The 14360-nt window shown below is 69.3% G+C and carries 13 protein-coding genes and 4 pseudogenes; 8 read left to right on the top strand and 9 right to left on the bottom strand.

Annotation, left to right across the window (positions count from 1 at the left end; genetic code table 11):
• Positions 1-47: 47 nt before the first annotated feature.
• Positions 48-775: pseudogene (gene istB / locus ACGFR7_RS36290) on the top strand (IS21-like element helper ATPase IstB).
• 38 nt (positions 776-813) lie between these two features.
• Here istB and ACGFR7_RS36285 read toward each other — a convergent pair.
• The 3 genes and pseudogenes from ACGFR7_RS36285 to ACGFR7_RS36275 form a co-directional block, all read right to left on the bottom strand.
• Positions 814-1680 carry an alpha/beta fold hydrolase gene (locus ACGFR7_RS36285; protein WP_393328004.1) on the bottom strand — a complete coding sequence of 289 codons (867 nt, stop codon included), beginning with the start codon at positions 1678-1680 and terminating at the stop codon, positions 814-816.
• Positions 1681-3116: 1436 nt separating this feature from the next.
• Positions 3117-3580 (bottom strand): annotated as a pseudogene (locus ACGFR7_RS36280) (ABA4-like family protein).
• Entirely contained in the window at positions 3577-4491 is a 915-nt protein-coding gene (locus ACGFR7_RS36275; protein ID WP_393328045.1) for a hypothetical protein, read from the bottom strand. The pseudogene ACGFR7_RS36280 and the gene ACGFR7_RS36275 overlap by 4 nt, the downstream one beginning before the upstream one ends.
• 223 nt (positions 4492-4714) lie before the next feature.
• Between ACGFR7_RS36275 and ACGFR7_RS36270 the strand changes: the two genes are divergently transcribed.
• On the top strand, positions 4715-5368 hold the full coding sequence (locus tag ACGFR7_RS36270; protein ID WP_393328001.1) for a MerR family transcriptional regulator: 654 nt from the start codon (positions 4715-4717) through the stop codon (positions 5366-5368).
• Positions 5307-5897 (top strand): LysR substrate-binding domain-containing protein, encoded by a 591-nt coding sequence (locus tag ACGFR7_RS36265; protein WP_393327998.1) that lies wholly within the window; start codon positions 5307-5309, stop codon positions 5895-5897. Before ACGFR7_RS36270 ends, ACGFR7_RS36265 begins: the two co-directional genes overlap by 62 nt.
• A 228-nt stretch (positions 5898-6125) precedes the next feature.
• Here ACGFR7_RS36265 and ACGFR7_RS36260 read toward each other — a convergent pair whose 3' ends face one another.
• Positions 6126-6434: a hypothetical protein gene (locus ACGFR7_RS36260; RefSeq protein ID WP_393327996.1), complete on the bottom strand. Its 309-nt coding sequence runs from the start codon at positions 6432-6434 to the stop codon at positions 6126-6128.
• Between the two features lie 111 nt (positions 6435-6545).
• Here ACGFR7_RS36260 and ACGFR7_RS36255 point away from each other — a divergent pair.
• Positions 6546-6941, top strand: a pseudogene (locus ACGFR7_RS36255) (chorismate-binding protein); the annotation flags it as partial.
• A 50-nt stretch (positions 6942-6991) separates the two neighbouring features.
• Here ACGFR7_RS36255 and ACGFR7_RS36250 read toward each other — a convergent pair.
• The gene (locus tag ACGFR7_RS36250) at positions 6992-7906 is read right to left on the bottom strand and encodes a LysR substrate-binding domain-containing protein (RefSeq protein WP_393327993.1); all 915 of its coding nucleotides are present in this window, start codon (positions 7904-7906) and stop codon (positions 6992-6994) included.
• Positions 7907-8014: 108 nt separating this feature from the next.
• Here ACGFR7_RS36250 and ACGFR7_RS36245 point away from each other — a divergent pair, with 108 nt between their 5' ends.
• The 4 genes from ACGFR7_RS36245 (at position 8015) to ACGFR7_RS36230 (ending at position 11398) form a co-directional block, all read left to right on the top strand.
• The gene (locus ACGFR7_RS36245) at positions 8015-8860 is read left to right on the top strand and encodes an oxidoreductase (protein WP_393327990.1); all 846 of its coding nucleotides are present in this window, start codon (positions 8015-8017) and stop codon (positions 8858-8860) included.
• Positions 8861-9091: 231 nt separating this feature from the next.
• Positions 9092-10498 carry an MFS transporter gene (locus tag ACGFR7_RS36240; protein ID WP_393327987.1) on the top strand — a complete coding sequence of 469 codons (1407 nt, stop codon included), beginning with the start codon at positions 9092-9094 and terminating at the stop codon, positions 10496-10498.
• A gap of 248 nt (positions 10499-10746) precedes the next feature.
• The gene (locus tag ACGFR7_RS36235) at positions 10747-10965 is read left to right on the top strand and encodes an EF-hand domain-containing protein (protein WP_393327985.1); all 219 of its coding nucleotides are present in this window, start codon (positions 10747-10749) and stop codon (positions 10963-10965) included.
• Between the two features lie 250 nt (positions 10966-11215).
• Positions 11216-11398 carry a hypothetical protein gene (locus ACGFR7_RS36230; RefSeq protein WP_393327982.1) on the top strand — a complete coding sequence of 61 codons (183 nt, stop codon included), beginning with the start codon at positions 11216-11218 and terminating at the stop codon, positions 11396-11398.
• Here the strand turns inward: ACGFR7_RS36230 and ACGFR7_RS36225 are convergent.
• From ACGFR7_RS36225 to ACGFR7_RS36210, 4 genes and pseudogenes are all read right to left on the bottom strand, one after another.
• A pseudogene (locus ACGFR7_RS36225) lies at positions 11389-11619 on the bottom strand (hypothetical protein); the annotation flags it as partial. The gene ACGFR7_RS36230 and the pseudogene ACGFR7_RS36225 sit on opposite strands and share 10 nt — an antisense overlap.
• 384 nt (positions 11620-12003) lie before the next feature.
• A complete protein-coding gene (locus ACGFR7_RS36220; RefSeq protein ID WP_393327979.1) occupies positions 12004-12246 on the bottom strand; it encodes a hypothetical protein in 243 nt (80 codons plus the stop codon).
• A gap of 177 nt (positions 12247-12423) precedes the next feature.
• Positions 12424-12894 (bottom strand): pyridoxamine 5'-phosphate oxidase family protein, encoded by a 471-nt coding sequence (locus ACGFR7_RS36215; protein WP_393327977.1) that lies wholly within the window; start codon positions 12892-12894, stop codon positions 12424-12426.
• A gap of 559 nt (positions 12895-13453) precedes the next feature.
• The gene (locus tag ACGFR7_RS36210; protein WP_393327974.1) at positions 13454-13912 is read right to left on the bottom strand and encodes an SRPBCC family protein; all 459 of its coding nucleotides are present in this window, start codon (positions 13910-13912) and stop codon (positions 13454-13456) included.
• Between the last annotated feature and the right edge of the window lie 448 nt (positions 13913-14360).

The raw sequence follows: 14360 nt of genomic DNA, 5'->3' as shown, positions 1-14360 counted from the left end.
GCTTGACCGAGCAGGCCGCCGATGCCGCCATCGACAGCGCTTGCCGCATGCTGCGGCTTCCGTCGATCCGCAAGGAGTTCCCCGACATCCCGCGCGGACGCTGAAAGAGCAGATGAGCTACCGGCGCTTCCTCGCCGAACTGCTGATGGCCGAGCGCGATGACCGGGCCCGCCGTCGCTCGGAGCGGCGGATCAAAGCGGCCAACTTCCCGCGGGAGAAGTCCCTGCGGGCGTTCGACTTCGACGCGAACCCGAACATCGACGCGGCCACCGTTCACACCCTCGCCAGCTGCGAATGGATCAAGAACGGCCAGCCGCTCTGTCTGATCGGTGACTCCGGCACCGGCAAGTCGCACATGCTGATCGCCCTGGGCACCGAGGCGGCGATGAAGGGCTACCGGGTCCGTTACACCCTCGCCACGAAGCTGGTGAACGAGCTGGTCGAGGCGGCCGACGAGAAGCAGCTGAACAAGACCACCGCCCGCTACGGGCGTGTTGATCTTTTGTGCATCGATGAGCTCGGCTACATGGAACTTGACCGTCACGGCCCCGAGCTTCTCTTCCAGGTCTTGACCGAACGTGAGGAGAAGAACAGCGTCGCCAGCGCCTCCAACGAGTCGTTTGGAGGCTGGACGAAGACGTTCACGGAGCCGCGGCTCTGCGCGGCCATTGTCGACCGGCTGACCTTCAACGGCACCATCATCGAGACCGGCACCGACTCCTACCGCCTCGCCAGCACCCGAGCACGAGCCGAGGAGTCCGCCAAGGTCGGCTAGCCTCGCTCGCCGAAATCCTGCAACAGGGCAGGTTCCCCTCACCTTGCCTGGTGCGAAGGCTGAGCCCCGCCCACGTTGTCGATGAGAGCAGCCACGTATTCGGGGTCTTCGTCAACCAGGAGATGACCGCTGCCAGCAGCCACGTGAAGGTCAATGCCAAGTGTTCTGCGCACGGCCGGGCCGAGGCGTCGAGGCGGCAGGAAGGTGTCATGCTCACCCGCGACGGCACAGCGGCGAGCAGCCGTTGAGGGCAGATCCGCGATCCCTGGGGATCCGCTTGAGCGGACGTGTCGCGCGATGAGCGTCATCCACTCAACCAGCTCAGTACGTGGTTGGTGGCCGGGCGCATGCATGGCTCGCAGGAGCCGGGCGCTGCGTTTCGGCGTCGGACGCAAGTACCAGGTGGCGGAGGCGGCCATCACGCCGGCAGTGATCCGCAGCCTCGCCAGCCCGCCTGGGCACACCAGAACCTGTCGTTCGATGCACGGCCAAGCGCACGAGACGGCGACGGCGGCGCCGAAAGAATGGCCCAGGACTGTCACGGGACCGGCCGCCAACTCTTTCAGCGTCTCGCCCAGCCAAGCGCCGTACCAGGACAGTCCGCCGCCAGAGGGCTCACGTTCTGCGGCACTGAGGCCAGGCTGCCCCGGGACGTCCACGAGTAAGACCCGGTGGCCAGCAGTGACCAGGGCCGTCGCCAACGGCAACGAGGAAGCAGCATTGAAATTGGTACCGGGGATGAACACCACCGTCGTCGAGCCGGAGCCCGCAGTCACTACGTGTGTGGGCGCCTCTTTGGCGGTCACCTTCATGCGCTCATGCGGAACCGTCCACCGATCAAGCTGATCGGCACACCAGTCCTGGATGGACCGCCGGCCCCTCTCACTGCGATAAATCGAGCCCATCCAGCGAGTATGCCCCTGCCCGGAGCAGCCCCTTGCACCAGGGGCGCCCCGCACGGGTACCTACACACCCCCACCTCACCAGGACAGGCAGTCACTGCCGTCATTTCTGCTCAACATTCGTGCCGCGCTGGTTGACACCAACTGACTCCGGAACCTGTCGACAAACGCTGTTCCTAGAGATGCACGAAGCCACCTCCCCTCACGCCCCTCCTCACGCCCTCCTCACGCCCCTCCTCACGCCTGGCCAGGCAGCGCACGCGCCCGCATTCGAGCTGGTCACAGCCGACCCGCATCCCCGGCAGCGCGGCCGGCCACGATGCGACCCAGCACCGCCCTGACCGACACGGCTACGCCTCCCACGCGATCCACGACACCTGCGAGACCGCGGGATCCAGGCAGTCACCCCACAGCCACCCGACCACACCAGACCACGACCACCCACCGCAGGCGACGGGCCCATGCGCAAGGCCACCCGCCCGCCCTCGACAAAACCGCATACAGCAGCACCACACCCTCCAGCGCTGCCTCAAACGCGTACAGCAGCACCACACCCTCCAGCGCTGCCTCAACAAACCCAGCAGCGGCGCGGCCTCACCACCCGCTACGACAACAACCCGCCACCAACGACAAACAGCACCCACCTGACCGCCATCCAATCCGGACCGCGCTACTCCCAAAGAAACGGCCTGCCGCCTACCCGCCGGCTACTGCCCACACACAGCCGGAGGTTCCGGCCCCTGATGAAGCCGGCCTCCTGCACGGGTGCGGTGGGCACAGCGGACAGAAGAGCCCGCCGCAAGCACGGGGGCAAGATCCGCCGCCGCCGGCACCGGCCCGAGACGCGGGAGAAAGCGCTGCGCCGGGGCGCAGCACACCGGAAGGCCGGCCGACCGGCACCTGCCGGCGGTTCATAGGTGAGGTGTCGGCGGCTCCTGCAAACGTGGATACCGAGCTGCCCAGCGAAACAACCGCAGTCCATCCACACAAAGAAGCCTCCACTACGGCGTCCACGTCCTCCACCCCGCCCTGGAATGTCCAACGCTTGCCGGATGCCGCCGGCCGCCTCTTCCTGGTCACCGGCGCCCACACCGGCATCGGATACTTCGTGGCGGAACAGCTCTCGGCAACCGGAACCACAGTCATCCTCGACAACCGGAATCCCGCCAAACCCGAGCTCACCACAGCCTCGATCCGCCCACGTGCCCCCAGTGGGCCCGGACACTGCTCAACCCCGCAGCACAAGGCAACCAACAATGGGAACCCGCATCTTCCGACCACGGGGCAAACCTCAACACCAACGAATAGGGAACCACCTCACCCCCCCCACAGCAGCGTCGTTGACGGTAACCAAAGTCCATGGCCGGCACGCCCGCTCACTGGGCTCACACCGAAGCTGATCAGCCGTCTGTGGCGGGCGAGGCAGGGCAGTGCTCGGCCTACGTGGCGCTGCGGGACGCGGAAGTCGCGAAGCCGTCGCTGGTCGAACGCCGTGCCATTGCCGTTCGCAGCCCCAGGAACACCAGCAGCCCGAAGGGCGACAGCAGGATCGTGAAGGCCAGCAGGGGCCCCATCAGCAGGGCGGAGATCCTGAGCCGTCTGGCCTCCTGGTACATCCACTGCCCGATGAGGAGATCCCAGGCGATGACCTGCGACCAGATGGCTCCCGCGCCGTCCGCGCGTGCCGTCAGTTCGCGGAAGGTGCCGAGGCCCGGGCTCCTGACCGCGGTCCAGAGTTCGGGGAACGCCGGGACGGCGAGCGCGAGATAGACGGCAGTACGGGCACCACGGTCATCGGCGACCCGGCGATGCGGGCGGTTGGGCCCCACGCGGGGGCGAAGATCATGAGCAGCCAGACGGGTGCGGCCAGCCAGAAGGAGAGCTCGAAGAGGAATCCGGTCATGACACGGGCTCCTTCGAGGTACTGACGCCTTCAGCGTTTGTCTTGTCCGCGAGGGGAGTCGGAGGACGCAGCGTTCGGTACGTCCCGGCAATGACGGCCACCAGGATCAGGCCGGCCACTCCCAGCGTCGGGCCGTCCGGCTGGGTCAGTGGCTGACCCCTCAGGGCCTGCCAGAGGAGCAGGGCGAAGGCGGCGGCGTAGGCGGCCGAGGCGAGCAGCACCAGGCGCAACCGGACCCGGTCGCCGGAAAGGCGGGTGGAGCGCGGTGCGAGAGCGGTCAGCGCCATGACGAGCAGCGGCAGGAGCTGCAGCGCGTGCATGCCGACGAAGTGCGGGATCCGCAGATCTCCGCCGGTCGTCGACCAGCCGGTCAGCGGCATGGAGGGACCGCCGTCCGGCACACCCACGCTGTGCGCGCCGACCACCTTGGAGACGCCGCGTCGCTGCCCCGGCGCGGGCTGTGTCATCAGGAATCCGACGGCAGCCCCCGCCAGCGCCAGGATGATGCCCGAGCGCATCGCCCAGGCTGACGCGCGGTCGGCGATTGGGGTGCAGAGCAACAGCACGGCGACGGCGAGAGTGCCGAGCCACAGGATGACGACCGTGACGGCCATCGCGTTGAACAGCGCCCCGTCGAAGGGCGTTTCGTGGTTGAAGTGGCTGCGCTTCCCGCGCATCGCCTGCGCAGCGATGATCGCCATCTCGACGAGGCTGGCCAGCGCAACGACCGTCCCTGCCCACCAGCCCACGCGTCGGCCTCGGGGGAGAAGCGACAGCATCCAGGCCAGGGAGAGGCAGTACGCCACGAAGGAGACCGAGAACTTGAACGGCTTGAACCAGACCGGTGCGCCCACCAGCACGCGGTCGTCGACGACGAGCCCCACGGCTGATGCGACCGACATCACCACCATTGCCGCCGAGAACAGCACCAGCGGCCGATGCCACGACTGCCATGGAGCGGAAGACCACCGCCACCGGACAGACCACGAAGACGGAAGTAATGAAGACATGAATGACCCCCTTCATGGATAGCGGCGCTATCCGCTATCTGATAGTCACACTATCTATGATGGGAGGCGAAGCCCGCAAGGGCCGGCGAGGGGATCAGGGCGAAGACCAAGGAGTGAACCGGCGTTGCGAATCGCAGAGTTGAGCCGAACAACCGGAGTACCAGTGCCGACGATCAAGTACTACGTCCGTGAAGGGCTGCTGCCTCCGGGTGAGCTGACCAGCCGGAATCAAGCAACCTACGGCGAGGCGCACGAGCGTCGGCTGCACCTCATCCGCGCGCTGCTCGATGTGGGCGGCATGAAGGTGGCCGAAATCGCGAAAGTGCTGGCCGCCATCGACGACCCGGAACGTCCGCTGCACAAAGTGCTCGGTGCCGCCGCGGACCGCCTCGGCAACGCAAACACCGAGCACGAAGACACCGAGTCGGTGGCCGCGCATGCCGTCGTCGCCGACCTCATCTCCCGGCGTGGCTGGCGGGCGCACGAGTCGCACCCCGCCGCAGCCGACCTCGCCAAGGCCCTCGCCTCCATGGCCCGGTTGGGGCACGGGGCCTTCGTCGAAGTACTCGACGACTACGCCGGCGCCGCCGAGCAGGTCGCCCGCGCCGACCTCGCGTACGCCGACAGGCGGGTAGGGGTCGAGGACATGGTGGAGAGGGTGGTGATCGGAACCGTACTGGGCGAGGCGGTGCTCGGCGCGCTGCGCAGGCTGGCCCATGTGGACGCCTCGGCACACTTGTACGGCACGGAGGGGCCACCGGCGCGGAAGCCGCGATGACCCGAGGCGAGTTGGGAGATCAAGCCCGGCACCCAGCGACCCGCTGCCGCTGCCCGACGCCGGCCCCCTGACCGCCCTTCCCCTCAGCGAGGAACCCCTCGCGGTACTGCTGCCCGCCACCCACCCGCTCGTCGGACGTCCCGCGCTGTGTCTGGCCGACCTCGCCACCGCCCGCTGGATCGACGCACCCGACGCCGCCGTATCCCTGTCCCACCTCCGGGCCGCCCCCCAGTCCGACGGCTTCGGCCACCAACTCACCTACACCGGAACCGACATCCGCGGACTGTCCGTCCTGGTGGCCGCCGGAGCCGGCCTCATCGTCGCCGCCCTGTCCGCAGCCGGAGACCTCCCGGCATCGCGGCCGTTCCGATCACCGAGCCCCGCATCGTCCACCGCACCGAACTCCTTCACCCCCGCACCCCCACCGCCCCGGCCGCCGAACTCGTCGACACCTTGCGGCCCGCGCAGTGACCGCAGCGGAGCCGGTACGCACCACGTCCGACCTGCCCCTCCATGTAGCCGCAGGTGAAAGGCCGCGCAGCCGCTCCGCCCACCAACAGAGCATGGAGTCACCCCAACCATGGCCCTCATCCGCCGACTGAAGCGCTCAGTCACGCCCGAGTGCAGGACTCTCCCCCTCGCCTCCTGCTGCCGGACGACGGGCTGTCAGCGGCCGGAGCGAGGCTGCCGCTTCGCGCATCCGTACCCTGGCGGCGCACCGGAGCCGACGGGCGTCCACCAGTTCCCCTCGAGCTGCCTACTCCACCGCGTACAGCAGGTTGTACTCGGCACCATCGGCCCTGAAGCGCAGACTGCGCTCACCAGGCGTATCCGTGATCCACTGCTCTCCGAGCCTGCCCTCCCCGGCTGTTCCGCCGGCCTTCCCGAGAGAGACGGCAATCGCTCCCGTGAAGTCGCAGTCGTACTTGACGGTGTACATCCGGTCTCCCAGAACCGTCCCATTCCACACAGTGCCACGATGCTGGACAACAAGCCTCGGCTCGTCGAAGCCGCTCCAGCCCTCAGTCGTGACGCACTTGAGCTTCTCCAGATAGAGCTTGGCCATACCGTCCCCAGTGAAGGATCCTTCTCGACACTTCACATCCTGCCGAGCCTCAATAAACGATCACTAAACGCATGGACGCGGTATGCGCCGCCAAGGCGACACCCCGCCCGGGGAGGGCGGGCCGTGGCTGTGGCCCTCGTCAGAGCAACCAGTGCGCCCTGGCACCACAGCGCCGACCCGGCCGAGGACGTCCGGCGCGCGGCCGCGCTGCTGGAGTCACCCAAGGACCTCCATGAGCACGCTGTCGTCGTCGATGCCGTGCGCGAGGCGCCGGCGCCGTACTGCACACGCCTGGAGGTGCCCGAGCGGCCGACGCCGGTGCGCACCGCGGTCCTGTGGCACCTGTCGAGGACCGTCACCGGTGAGCTGTCCGAGCCGGCCGTCAGCGCCCTGGAGCTGGCGGCCGCGCTCCACCCGACGCCGGCCGTGTGCGGCACCCCCACCGGCCTGGCGCGGAGCGTCATCGCCGCGTCGGAGCCCTTCGACCGGGGCCCGTACACCGGGGTTTGAGGCACGGCCATCGTGCCACCCGCCAATGCGCTATGGGGCGGCTCCGTTCAGGAGGCGCCGGCTCCCACCTGTGCCGCCGCGGCCAGGTAGGCCACCACCAAGGGCCGCTCATCGTCCCGACGGGCGGCTACGGCCAGACGGGAGGGGGAGATGCCCCGGACCGGCACGGCGATCACCTCGTCCCGTACGACCAGCGGGGCGTTGCCGGTGGCCAGAAGTACCACGCCCTGCCCGTTGGCAACCGCCTCGTGGGTCTCCTCGGCGCTGCCCACCACCCCGCCTATCCGCGGCGCGCGACCGTCCCGGGCATCCAGGGCCAGCCAGTAGTCCCGCAGCGGACCGGCCTCGGAGGGGAGGGCGAGGAACGGCTCCTCGATGAGATCGGTGAAATCCACCGCCCCCTCGCTATCGGCCGCGGCCCGCGCCGCCAGGGGGTGCCCCTGAGGCAGCGCCACAAGGCGTGGCTCCCGGGCCACCACCGCATGCCGGTAGCGGTCGCCGTCCGGCAGCGGCAGCCAGACGAAGGCGACATCGCTGGATCCGTCCGCCAACCCGGCACTGGGGTCACCCCAGTTGACCTGCCGCAGGACGGGACGTGCGTGCGGATGCCGGGACACCAACCGGGTTCGCAAGGCGGGCAGCAGCCCGCGGCCCGGGCTGGTGGACATGCCGATCACCAGGGTGTGCCGCTCGGCGGCCTTCGCCTCCTCCACCGCCGCCTCGGCGGCCTCCCAGGCGGCCAGCATCCCGCGGGCGTGCGGCAGCAGGGCTTCCCCCACCACGCTCAACCGCACCGCCCGCCGGTCCCGGTGGAACAGAAGCGCGCCGACCTGCTTCTCCAGCATCCGTATCTGCTTGCTGAGCGCGGGCTGGGAGACGAACAGCCGCTCGGCGGCCCGGGTGAAGTTCAACTCCTCGGCGACCGCGGCGAAGTAGCGCAGATCGCGTCCATGGACATCCATAACTCATAGCTATCACGGCAAGTCTTGGACGTGGCCCAGGATCCCGGAGAAGGATCGGAGCCGTCGCCGGGCGGTTCCCGAACGACATGTGACGAGGGAGACGAAGAGATGACCGAGCACGGCAAGGTCTGGCTGGTCACCGGTGCGAGCAGCGGTTTCGGGCGAGCCATCGCCGAGGCCGCGATCGCCGCCGGTGACACGGTGGTCGGCACGGCCCGACGGACCGAGGCACTGGCCGACCTGGTCGCCGCGCACCCCGACCGGGTGGAGGCGATCGGCCTGGACGTTACCGACGGCGACCGGATCGATGTGGTGGCCGCTGACGTCCTGGCTCGCTACGGCCGGGTGGACGTGCTGGTGAACAACGCCGGGCGCACGCAGGTCGGGGCATTCGAGGAGACCACCGACCGGGAGCTGCGGGACCTGTTCGAGCTGCATGTGTTCGGCCCGGCGCGGCTGACCCGGGCGCTGCTTCCGCAGATGCGGGAGCGGGGCAGCGGATCGATCGTGAACATCAGCAGTTTCGGCGGACAGCTGTCCTTCGCCGGGTTCTCCGCGTACAGCGCGACCAAGGCGGCGCTGGAGCAGCTGTCGGAGGGCCTGGCCGACGAAGTGGCGCCGTTCGGCATCAAGGTGCTGATCGTGGAGCCCGGCGCGTTCCGCACCAATCTGTTCGGCAAGGGCGCTGCCTACTTCTCCCAGGAGCAGCCGGCGTACGCGGAGAAGGTCGGCGCCACCCGGAAGCTGCTGCAGGACGGCGACGGCACCCAGCCCGGGGACCCGGCGAAGGCCGCGGCGGCGATCCGGCTGGCCCTGGACGCAGAGAAGACCCCGCTGCGGCTCGCCCTCGGCGGCGACGCGGTGGACTTCCTCGTCGGGCACCTGGACTCGGTGCGGGCCGAGCTCGCCGAGTGGGACAAGGTCTCCCGAGGGACGGACTTCGACACTCAGTGACGGTCCAGGGCGGCGCGGGACCTGTCAGCGCAGACAGCGCCCGTTCCGCCGCGCCGGGCGGCGGAGCTCGCGCCGCCGCCCGGCGCCCGCTCACTTCACCGCGCCAGGGGAACTCCCGCTCCCGGCCGACCTGTCAACGGCCTGTCAGCGGCTTGTCAGCGGCCTGTCAGCGGTCGCCCTTGACCTCCCCTCGCCATTGCAGACCTGCAACGATGTCCCAGGAGTGTCCTGATGAAATCCCTGCTCAGATCCTCCCCTGCCTCCGGCGCCACGGCCGCTGCGCCGGAGGGGGCCCCGGGTGGATCCACCGTGGTGCTCGGCGCCGCCCTGCTCGGCTTCTTCCTGATCTCGCTGGATGCGTTGATCGTCACCGTCGCACTGCCCGACATCGGCCGCAGCCTCGGCGGCGGCATGTCCGGCCTGCAGTGGATGGTGGACGGATACACGCTGATATTCGCCGCCCTGATGCTCTCCGCAGGCGCCCTGTCCGACCGCATCGGGGCCCGACAGGCGTACGGCGGCGGGCTGGTGCTCTTCGCGCTGGCCTCGGCCGCGTGCGGACTGGCGCCCGACCTCGCTGTGCTGGTGGCCGCGCGGCTGGTGCAGGGGGCCGCAGCGGCGGTCATGATGCCGGCGTCGCTGGCGCTGGTCCGGCAGGGCTTCCCCGACCAGGCGAAGCGGGCGCAGGCGATCGCCGTCTGGACCGTGGGCGGCGCGGTCGCGGTGGCGGCCGGGCCGGTGCTCGGCGGGGCGCTCACCGCTACCGTGGGCTGGCGGTGGATCTTCTTCGTCAACCTCCCTGCGGGCCTGCTGGCGCTCGCCCTGCTGGCCCGGGTCCCTGCCTCCCCGCGGCTGCCCGCACGGCTTGACGTGGTCGGGCAGGTGACCGCGGTGATCGCGATGGGCGCGCTGACGTACGGCGTGATCGAGGGCGGCGACCAGGGCTTCGGCCAACCGCTCGTGGTCGCGTCGCTGCTGGTGGCGGCCGCTGCGGCGACCGCCTTCCTCACCGCGCAGGCCAGGGGCGCGCACCCGATGCTCCCCTTACCGCTGTTCCGCTCGCGGGTGGTGGCGGTCTCCCTGCTGGTCGGCTTCATGCTCAACGCCGCCTACTACGGAGGGGTGTTCATCTTCAGCCTGTACCTCCAACAGGAGCGGGGGCAGTCGGCGCTGCATGCGGGCCTGATGTTCATCCCGATGACGGCGCTGGTCGCTGTGGTGAACCTGGCCTCGGCGAAGCTGGCCGCGCGGTTCGGCCCGCGGGTGCCGATGGTGACCGGACAGCTGGTCGGGATGGCCGGGCTGCTGGCACTGCTCGGAGTCGGCGCCCACACCGATGTGTGGGCGGTGGCGGCGCTGATGGTGCCGGTCGGCCTCGGCGGGGCACTGACCGTGCCGGCACTGACCGCCATGCTGCTCGACGCGGTGCCCGCGGACCGGGCAGGCACCGCGTCCGCCGTGCTCAACACCGGCCGCCAGGTCGGCGGAGCGATCGCGGTGGCGGTCTTCGGGGCGCTGCTGGCGGGCGCGGACACATTCCTGACCGGAATGCGGTGGAGCATGCTGCTCGCGGCGGCCGGACTCGTACTGACGGCGGGCACGACGCTCACGCTGCCGCGGGACGGGCGCCGGGCATAGGTGGCGTGAGGCTTCCGCGGGCCTGACGGGCTGTGCCCGGGATGCCCCTCGGGCACAGCCCGGGGAGACCCGCGCTGTCCCTGTCCCCCGCCTCCCGCTTCCCGTCCGCCCCGCTCCCAGCGGGGCTGCCGTGCACACCATGTGGCCCCGGAGGATGCAGGAGCGGGCGGGCGGGGACCGGGTCCGGCAGGCTTTCCGCGGCCGGATAATCTGGGCCCGTCAGCGAAGATCATAGAAAGGCGGAGCACATGGCAGACATCATGGAGACGGCGGCACGGAAGGTCTTCGAGCGCTACGACCTGGACGGTGACGGCCTGGTCACCGCGGACGAATACCGGAAGGTCGTGGCGGAGCTGGAAGGCTCGGAGATCACCGAATCGCAGGCCCAGGAGCTGATCGACTCACTCGACACCGACGGCGATCGCCAGATGTCCTTCGAGGAGTTCTGGGCGGCCATGAAGGGCTGACGCTCCGGGCCGGCACGTGAGCGTGCCGCAGGCGGCGCGGCTCCTCCCCGTCCTCGCGTGACTCGTGGACGGCTCGAAGCGAGGCCGGCCACGCGACAAGTCGCCCCCGGGCAAAGCGGAGCAGACGTTCCGGCGCGGCTCGGCGGCCCTCGCGCAGTGGGTGGAACGGGAAGGCCGCGACCGCCCCTACCCCCGCGACCACGGGAACAGATCACCCTCGACGACGAGACGGAGCCGGCGGGCGTGAACCGTGCGTACGGATCTCCGATACGAGGCAGCGCCGCCACCGCCCCTCGAACAACGCGCCGGACTACGGGAACTCGGCGAACTGGGCGAACTGGGCGAACTGGGCGAACTCAACGTGCAGGGGGCGGGGCCCGGCACCCGCGCCGACCACCACCCAGACCTTCCCCTGGCTGTATGTCAGTCCTGACCAGCCTTGGTCAGAGCTTCGGCGATCATGCGGGTGGCGAAGTCGTGGTCGTCGGTGAGCCGGTTGAGGTGCTCGGCGAGCAGGAAGGCCGTGGCTTCCAGGGGGTTCATCTCGTCCGCGGTCCAGTCTCCGTACTGCTGACGCCACAGACTGGGGCTCAGGCCCATGCCCGCCGCGACGAGCAGGCCGGCCATGGTGGGGATGGCCTCGGGCCGGACACTCCAGCAGGGCCCGGCGGAGGAATGGCGACGGCGATGGCGATGGCGACGGCACCTACTGTCCGGGCGTTACGTCACGTCTCTGCGGGATCGGCTGTCCCTGCCCGGCAACAGCCATAGCATCATCCGCTCTGAAATTTGGAGCGAGCCGGTCAACTCCTCACCGCATGGCACAGCTCATCACGAGGGCCAAGGGTGCGCCCCTTGGACGGTGAGTGTGGCCTTCTGGCCCGCTATCGCGGACGACCGACTGCGCTTACGCCCCTCGACTGCCTCGGACTTGCGTCGGGCTTGCCTCGGGGCGCGGACGAGTTGGTGGGCGCACGAGAGGCTGAGCCCGTTTTCGGGCTCCTGGAGCTCGGACCGAGCAGAATCGGACCGTGCGGGTTAATCGTCGATGCACTTGGGGTACTTCGAGCCCCGGTAGCAGTCGTGGTAGTCGTACTTGCTGACCCGGAACTTCTTCTCCTTCCCCTCCTTCGTGGGATCGACGACCAAGTAGAACTTCTTCCCGTCCTTGGTCTTGCCGGTGACCCGGCCCTCAGGGCCATGGCCGAAGTCCTGCGCGCACCCGGCGAATGCAAGGCCGGCGACTGCCACGAGGACGGGGACGAGAGTGAGGCGACGCATGTCGTGCTCCGATCAACTTTGAAGACGACGGCAGTCTAGGGGCTGTCTCGTAGCCGCCGGCCCCTTGTGAAAGGCATCGAGCAGTGCCGCCAGATACGACAAGCTCGCGGTCCGCTATGAAGCGAGCGTGCTGGTCGCGGCCGTCAACGCTTGGCCGTGGCCGGTTCGGGATGTGCCCTAGACCAGCCACTTCCCGTCGCGCATCAGAGTCCGTCCGGCCATCTCGGGAACCGTTCCCCACGCCTGCAACACCCTCGGGATGACCTGGAAGAAGACGTACGACGGGTGGTCCTCGCGAGGGTCCCAGCCGTCCTTGGCGGCAAAGGCGTCGCCCACCTCGGCGGGCAGCTCCTCGCGGGTCAGCATGCGCGCGGCCCCGTGGACCAGGACCACGTCCCGGGTATGGCCGAAGGAGAGCCGAACCCGGCCCGAGGCGCACAGGTTTCGCCCGGTCGGATTGGTGTCGCGGGTGGCCAGCCACACCGCCTCGCCATCCCACCAGAATGCAAGCGGAACGAGGCATGGCTCGCCCGTGCCGTCGGCCGTGGCGACCCATACGTCGTTGTCCCGCGCGAGCCGTTCCAGCGCCTCGCGCTTGCGCTGCTCCGGGCTGCGGGGTCCGCTGCGGAGAGAGTCAACTGATGTCATGCGGCGAGGTTATGACGTGAAGGGCTCGGTCACATCCGGCGGCGGAACTAGGGCGGAAGGCGGAGGGCGTCGTCACGACCGGAACTGTTCAGACCAGCCGGGCAACTTGCGGCAACGTGCGAATACACCAGGCATTGCGCGGCATGCGTACCGGGCCGGACCGGACGGGACCGGACCGCCCGCGGAGCCGTGCGCCTCAGCGACGAACGGCCGAGGATGTGAGCCTCGGTTGCCGAGTTCAGTGGATGCGACTTCGGTGGCTGCCGGGGCGCGTCACTCCGTTCCCAAGCAACATCCGCCCGTCGGTGGCTGCAGGAGCGGGCTCGCCCACGCGCCGACGCCCACGCCTGATGCCTGGCGTCTGGCGTCTGGCGTCTGGCGTCTGGCGTCTGGCGTCTGGCGTCTGGCGTCTGGCGTCTGGCGTCTGGCGTCTGGGGCCTTCGACCCGCTCCTCCCGGTTGGGTCTCCTGTCCCGCGGGAGGGGCGGGCCGGGCGGCTTCGTCATGGCGGCAGCCGGGCCGCCGGTCCGGGTCAGCCGGTTTGAGTCAGCCGGGCTGGGTCAGCCGGGCTGGATTCGGCCGCGCCAGGCTCCGGATTCGGCGCCTCGGTGCTCGATGTAGTCCTTGAAGCGCCGCATATCGCCCTTGATCCGGCGTTCGATGGTTCCCGACATGTCGGCGGCCTTCTCCGTCACACCCGAAGGCTCGATGTCCATCACCAGCTCCACCCGGGTGTGGGTCTCATCCAGGCGCTGGAAGCTGACCAGGCCCTTCTGCCGCGTGTCGCCGGTGATGGTCCGCCAGGCGATACGGTCGTCCGGGAGCTGGTCGATGATCTCGGTGTCGAACTCCCGCTGCACACCGCCGATTTTGACGGTCCAGCGGTTGCGCTCGTCGTCGAGCTGAGTGATGTTCTCGACGCCCTCCATGAACTTCGGGAACTCCTCGAATTGCGTCCACTGGTTGTAGGCGGTGTGGACCGGGACCTCGACGTCCACCGTTTCCTTCACGGTGCTCATTGCTACGCCTCCTCAGTGGTGGCTTGCGCGGGTGCTGAAGCCCGCGGCGCGCATCTCGCGCAGTCCAGCGGGTGCCCGGTAACCGGTGTCTTAGACAAAGGCCGCCACACCGGTTTTCAGGTCTTGCGCACTCGCCTGGCTGTGAGGTGCCCGCCGTCCGGATTGAGGCCTGGTGACGCCTGGTGGCGCCTGTTGGAGCCTGGTGGCGCCTGTTGGCGCGTACTGGTCACGGCACGGCCGGCCCAGTTGGTGACCGCGGCGCACGTCGAGGGCGGGCGGGAGGTCGGCTTGCCAAGCTCCACGCATTCGTGGCTGAGCACCCGCTCTTTCAGCGGCCGGGGCGCTGCTCCGGGGCTAGTGATCTGGTTGTGAGTTGATTGGGCACCACGTGAGTCGCTTTCCGTACCAGTTCGCGGGTTTGGCTGACGGGTGCTGGTTGGCTTCGGTG

The sequence above is a fragment of the Streptomyces sp. NPDC048516 genome (assembly GCF_043199875.1).
Lineage (GTDB): Bacteria > Actinomycetota > Actinomycetes > Streptomycetales > Streptomycetaceae > Streptomyces.
This window is presented reverse-complemented; position numbering and strand designations above follow the sequence as displayed.

Coding starts and splice junctions, on each gene's coding strand:
- ACGFR7_RS36220 (WP_393327979.1), bottom strand. CDS start 12,246: ATGCGTCGCCTCACTCTCGTCCCCGTCCTCGTGGCAGTCGCCGGCCTT.
- ACGFR7_RS36265 (WP_393327998.1), top strand. CDS start 5,307: ATGTGGACGCCTCGGCACACTTGTACGGCACGGAGGGGCCACCGGCGC.
- ACGFR7_RS36215 (WP_393327977.1), bottom strand. CDS start 12,894: ATGACATCAGTTGACTCTCTCCGCAGCGGACCCCGCAGCCCGGAGCAG.
- ACGFR7_RS36260 (WP_393327996.1), bottom strand. CDS start 6,434: ATGGCCAAGCTCTATCTGGAGAAGCTCAAGTGCGTCACGACTGAGGGC.
- ACGFR7_RS36245 (WP_393327990.1), top strand. CDS start 8,015: ATGACCGAGCACGGCAAGGTCTGGCTGGTCACCGGTGCGAGCAGCGGT.
- ACGFR7_RS36210 (WP_393327974.1), bottom strand. CDS start 13,912: ATGAGCACCGTGAAGGAAACGGTGGACGTCGAGGTCCCGGTCCACACC.
- ACGFR7_RS36235 (WP_393327985.1), top strand. CDS start 10,747: ATGGCAGACATCATGGAGACGGCGGCACGGAAGGTCTTCGAGCGCTAC.
- ACGFR7_RS36240 (WP_393327987.1), top strand. CDS start 9,092: ATGAAATCCCTGCTCAGATCCTCCCCTGCCTCCGGCGCCACGGCCGCT.
- ACGFR7_RS36275 (WP_393328045.1), bottom strand. CDS start 4,491: ATGGTGGTGATGTCGGTCGCATCAGCCGTGGGGCTCGTCGTCGACGAC.
- ACGFR7_RS36250 (WP_393327993.1), bottom strand. CDS start 7,906: ATGGATGTCCATGGACGCGATCTGCGCTACTTCGCCGCGGTCGCCGAG.
- ACGFR7_RS36285 (WP_393328004.1), bottom strand. CDS start 1,680: ATGGGCTCGATTTATCGCAGTGAGAGGGGCCGGCGGTCCATCCAGGAC.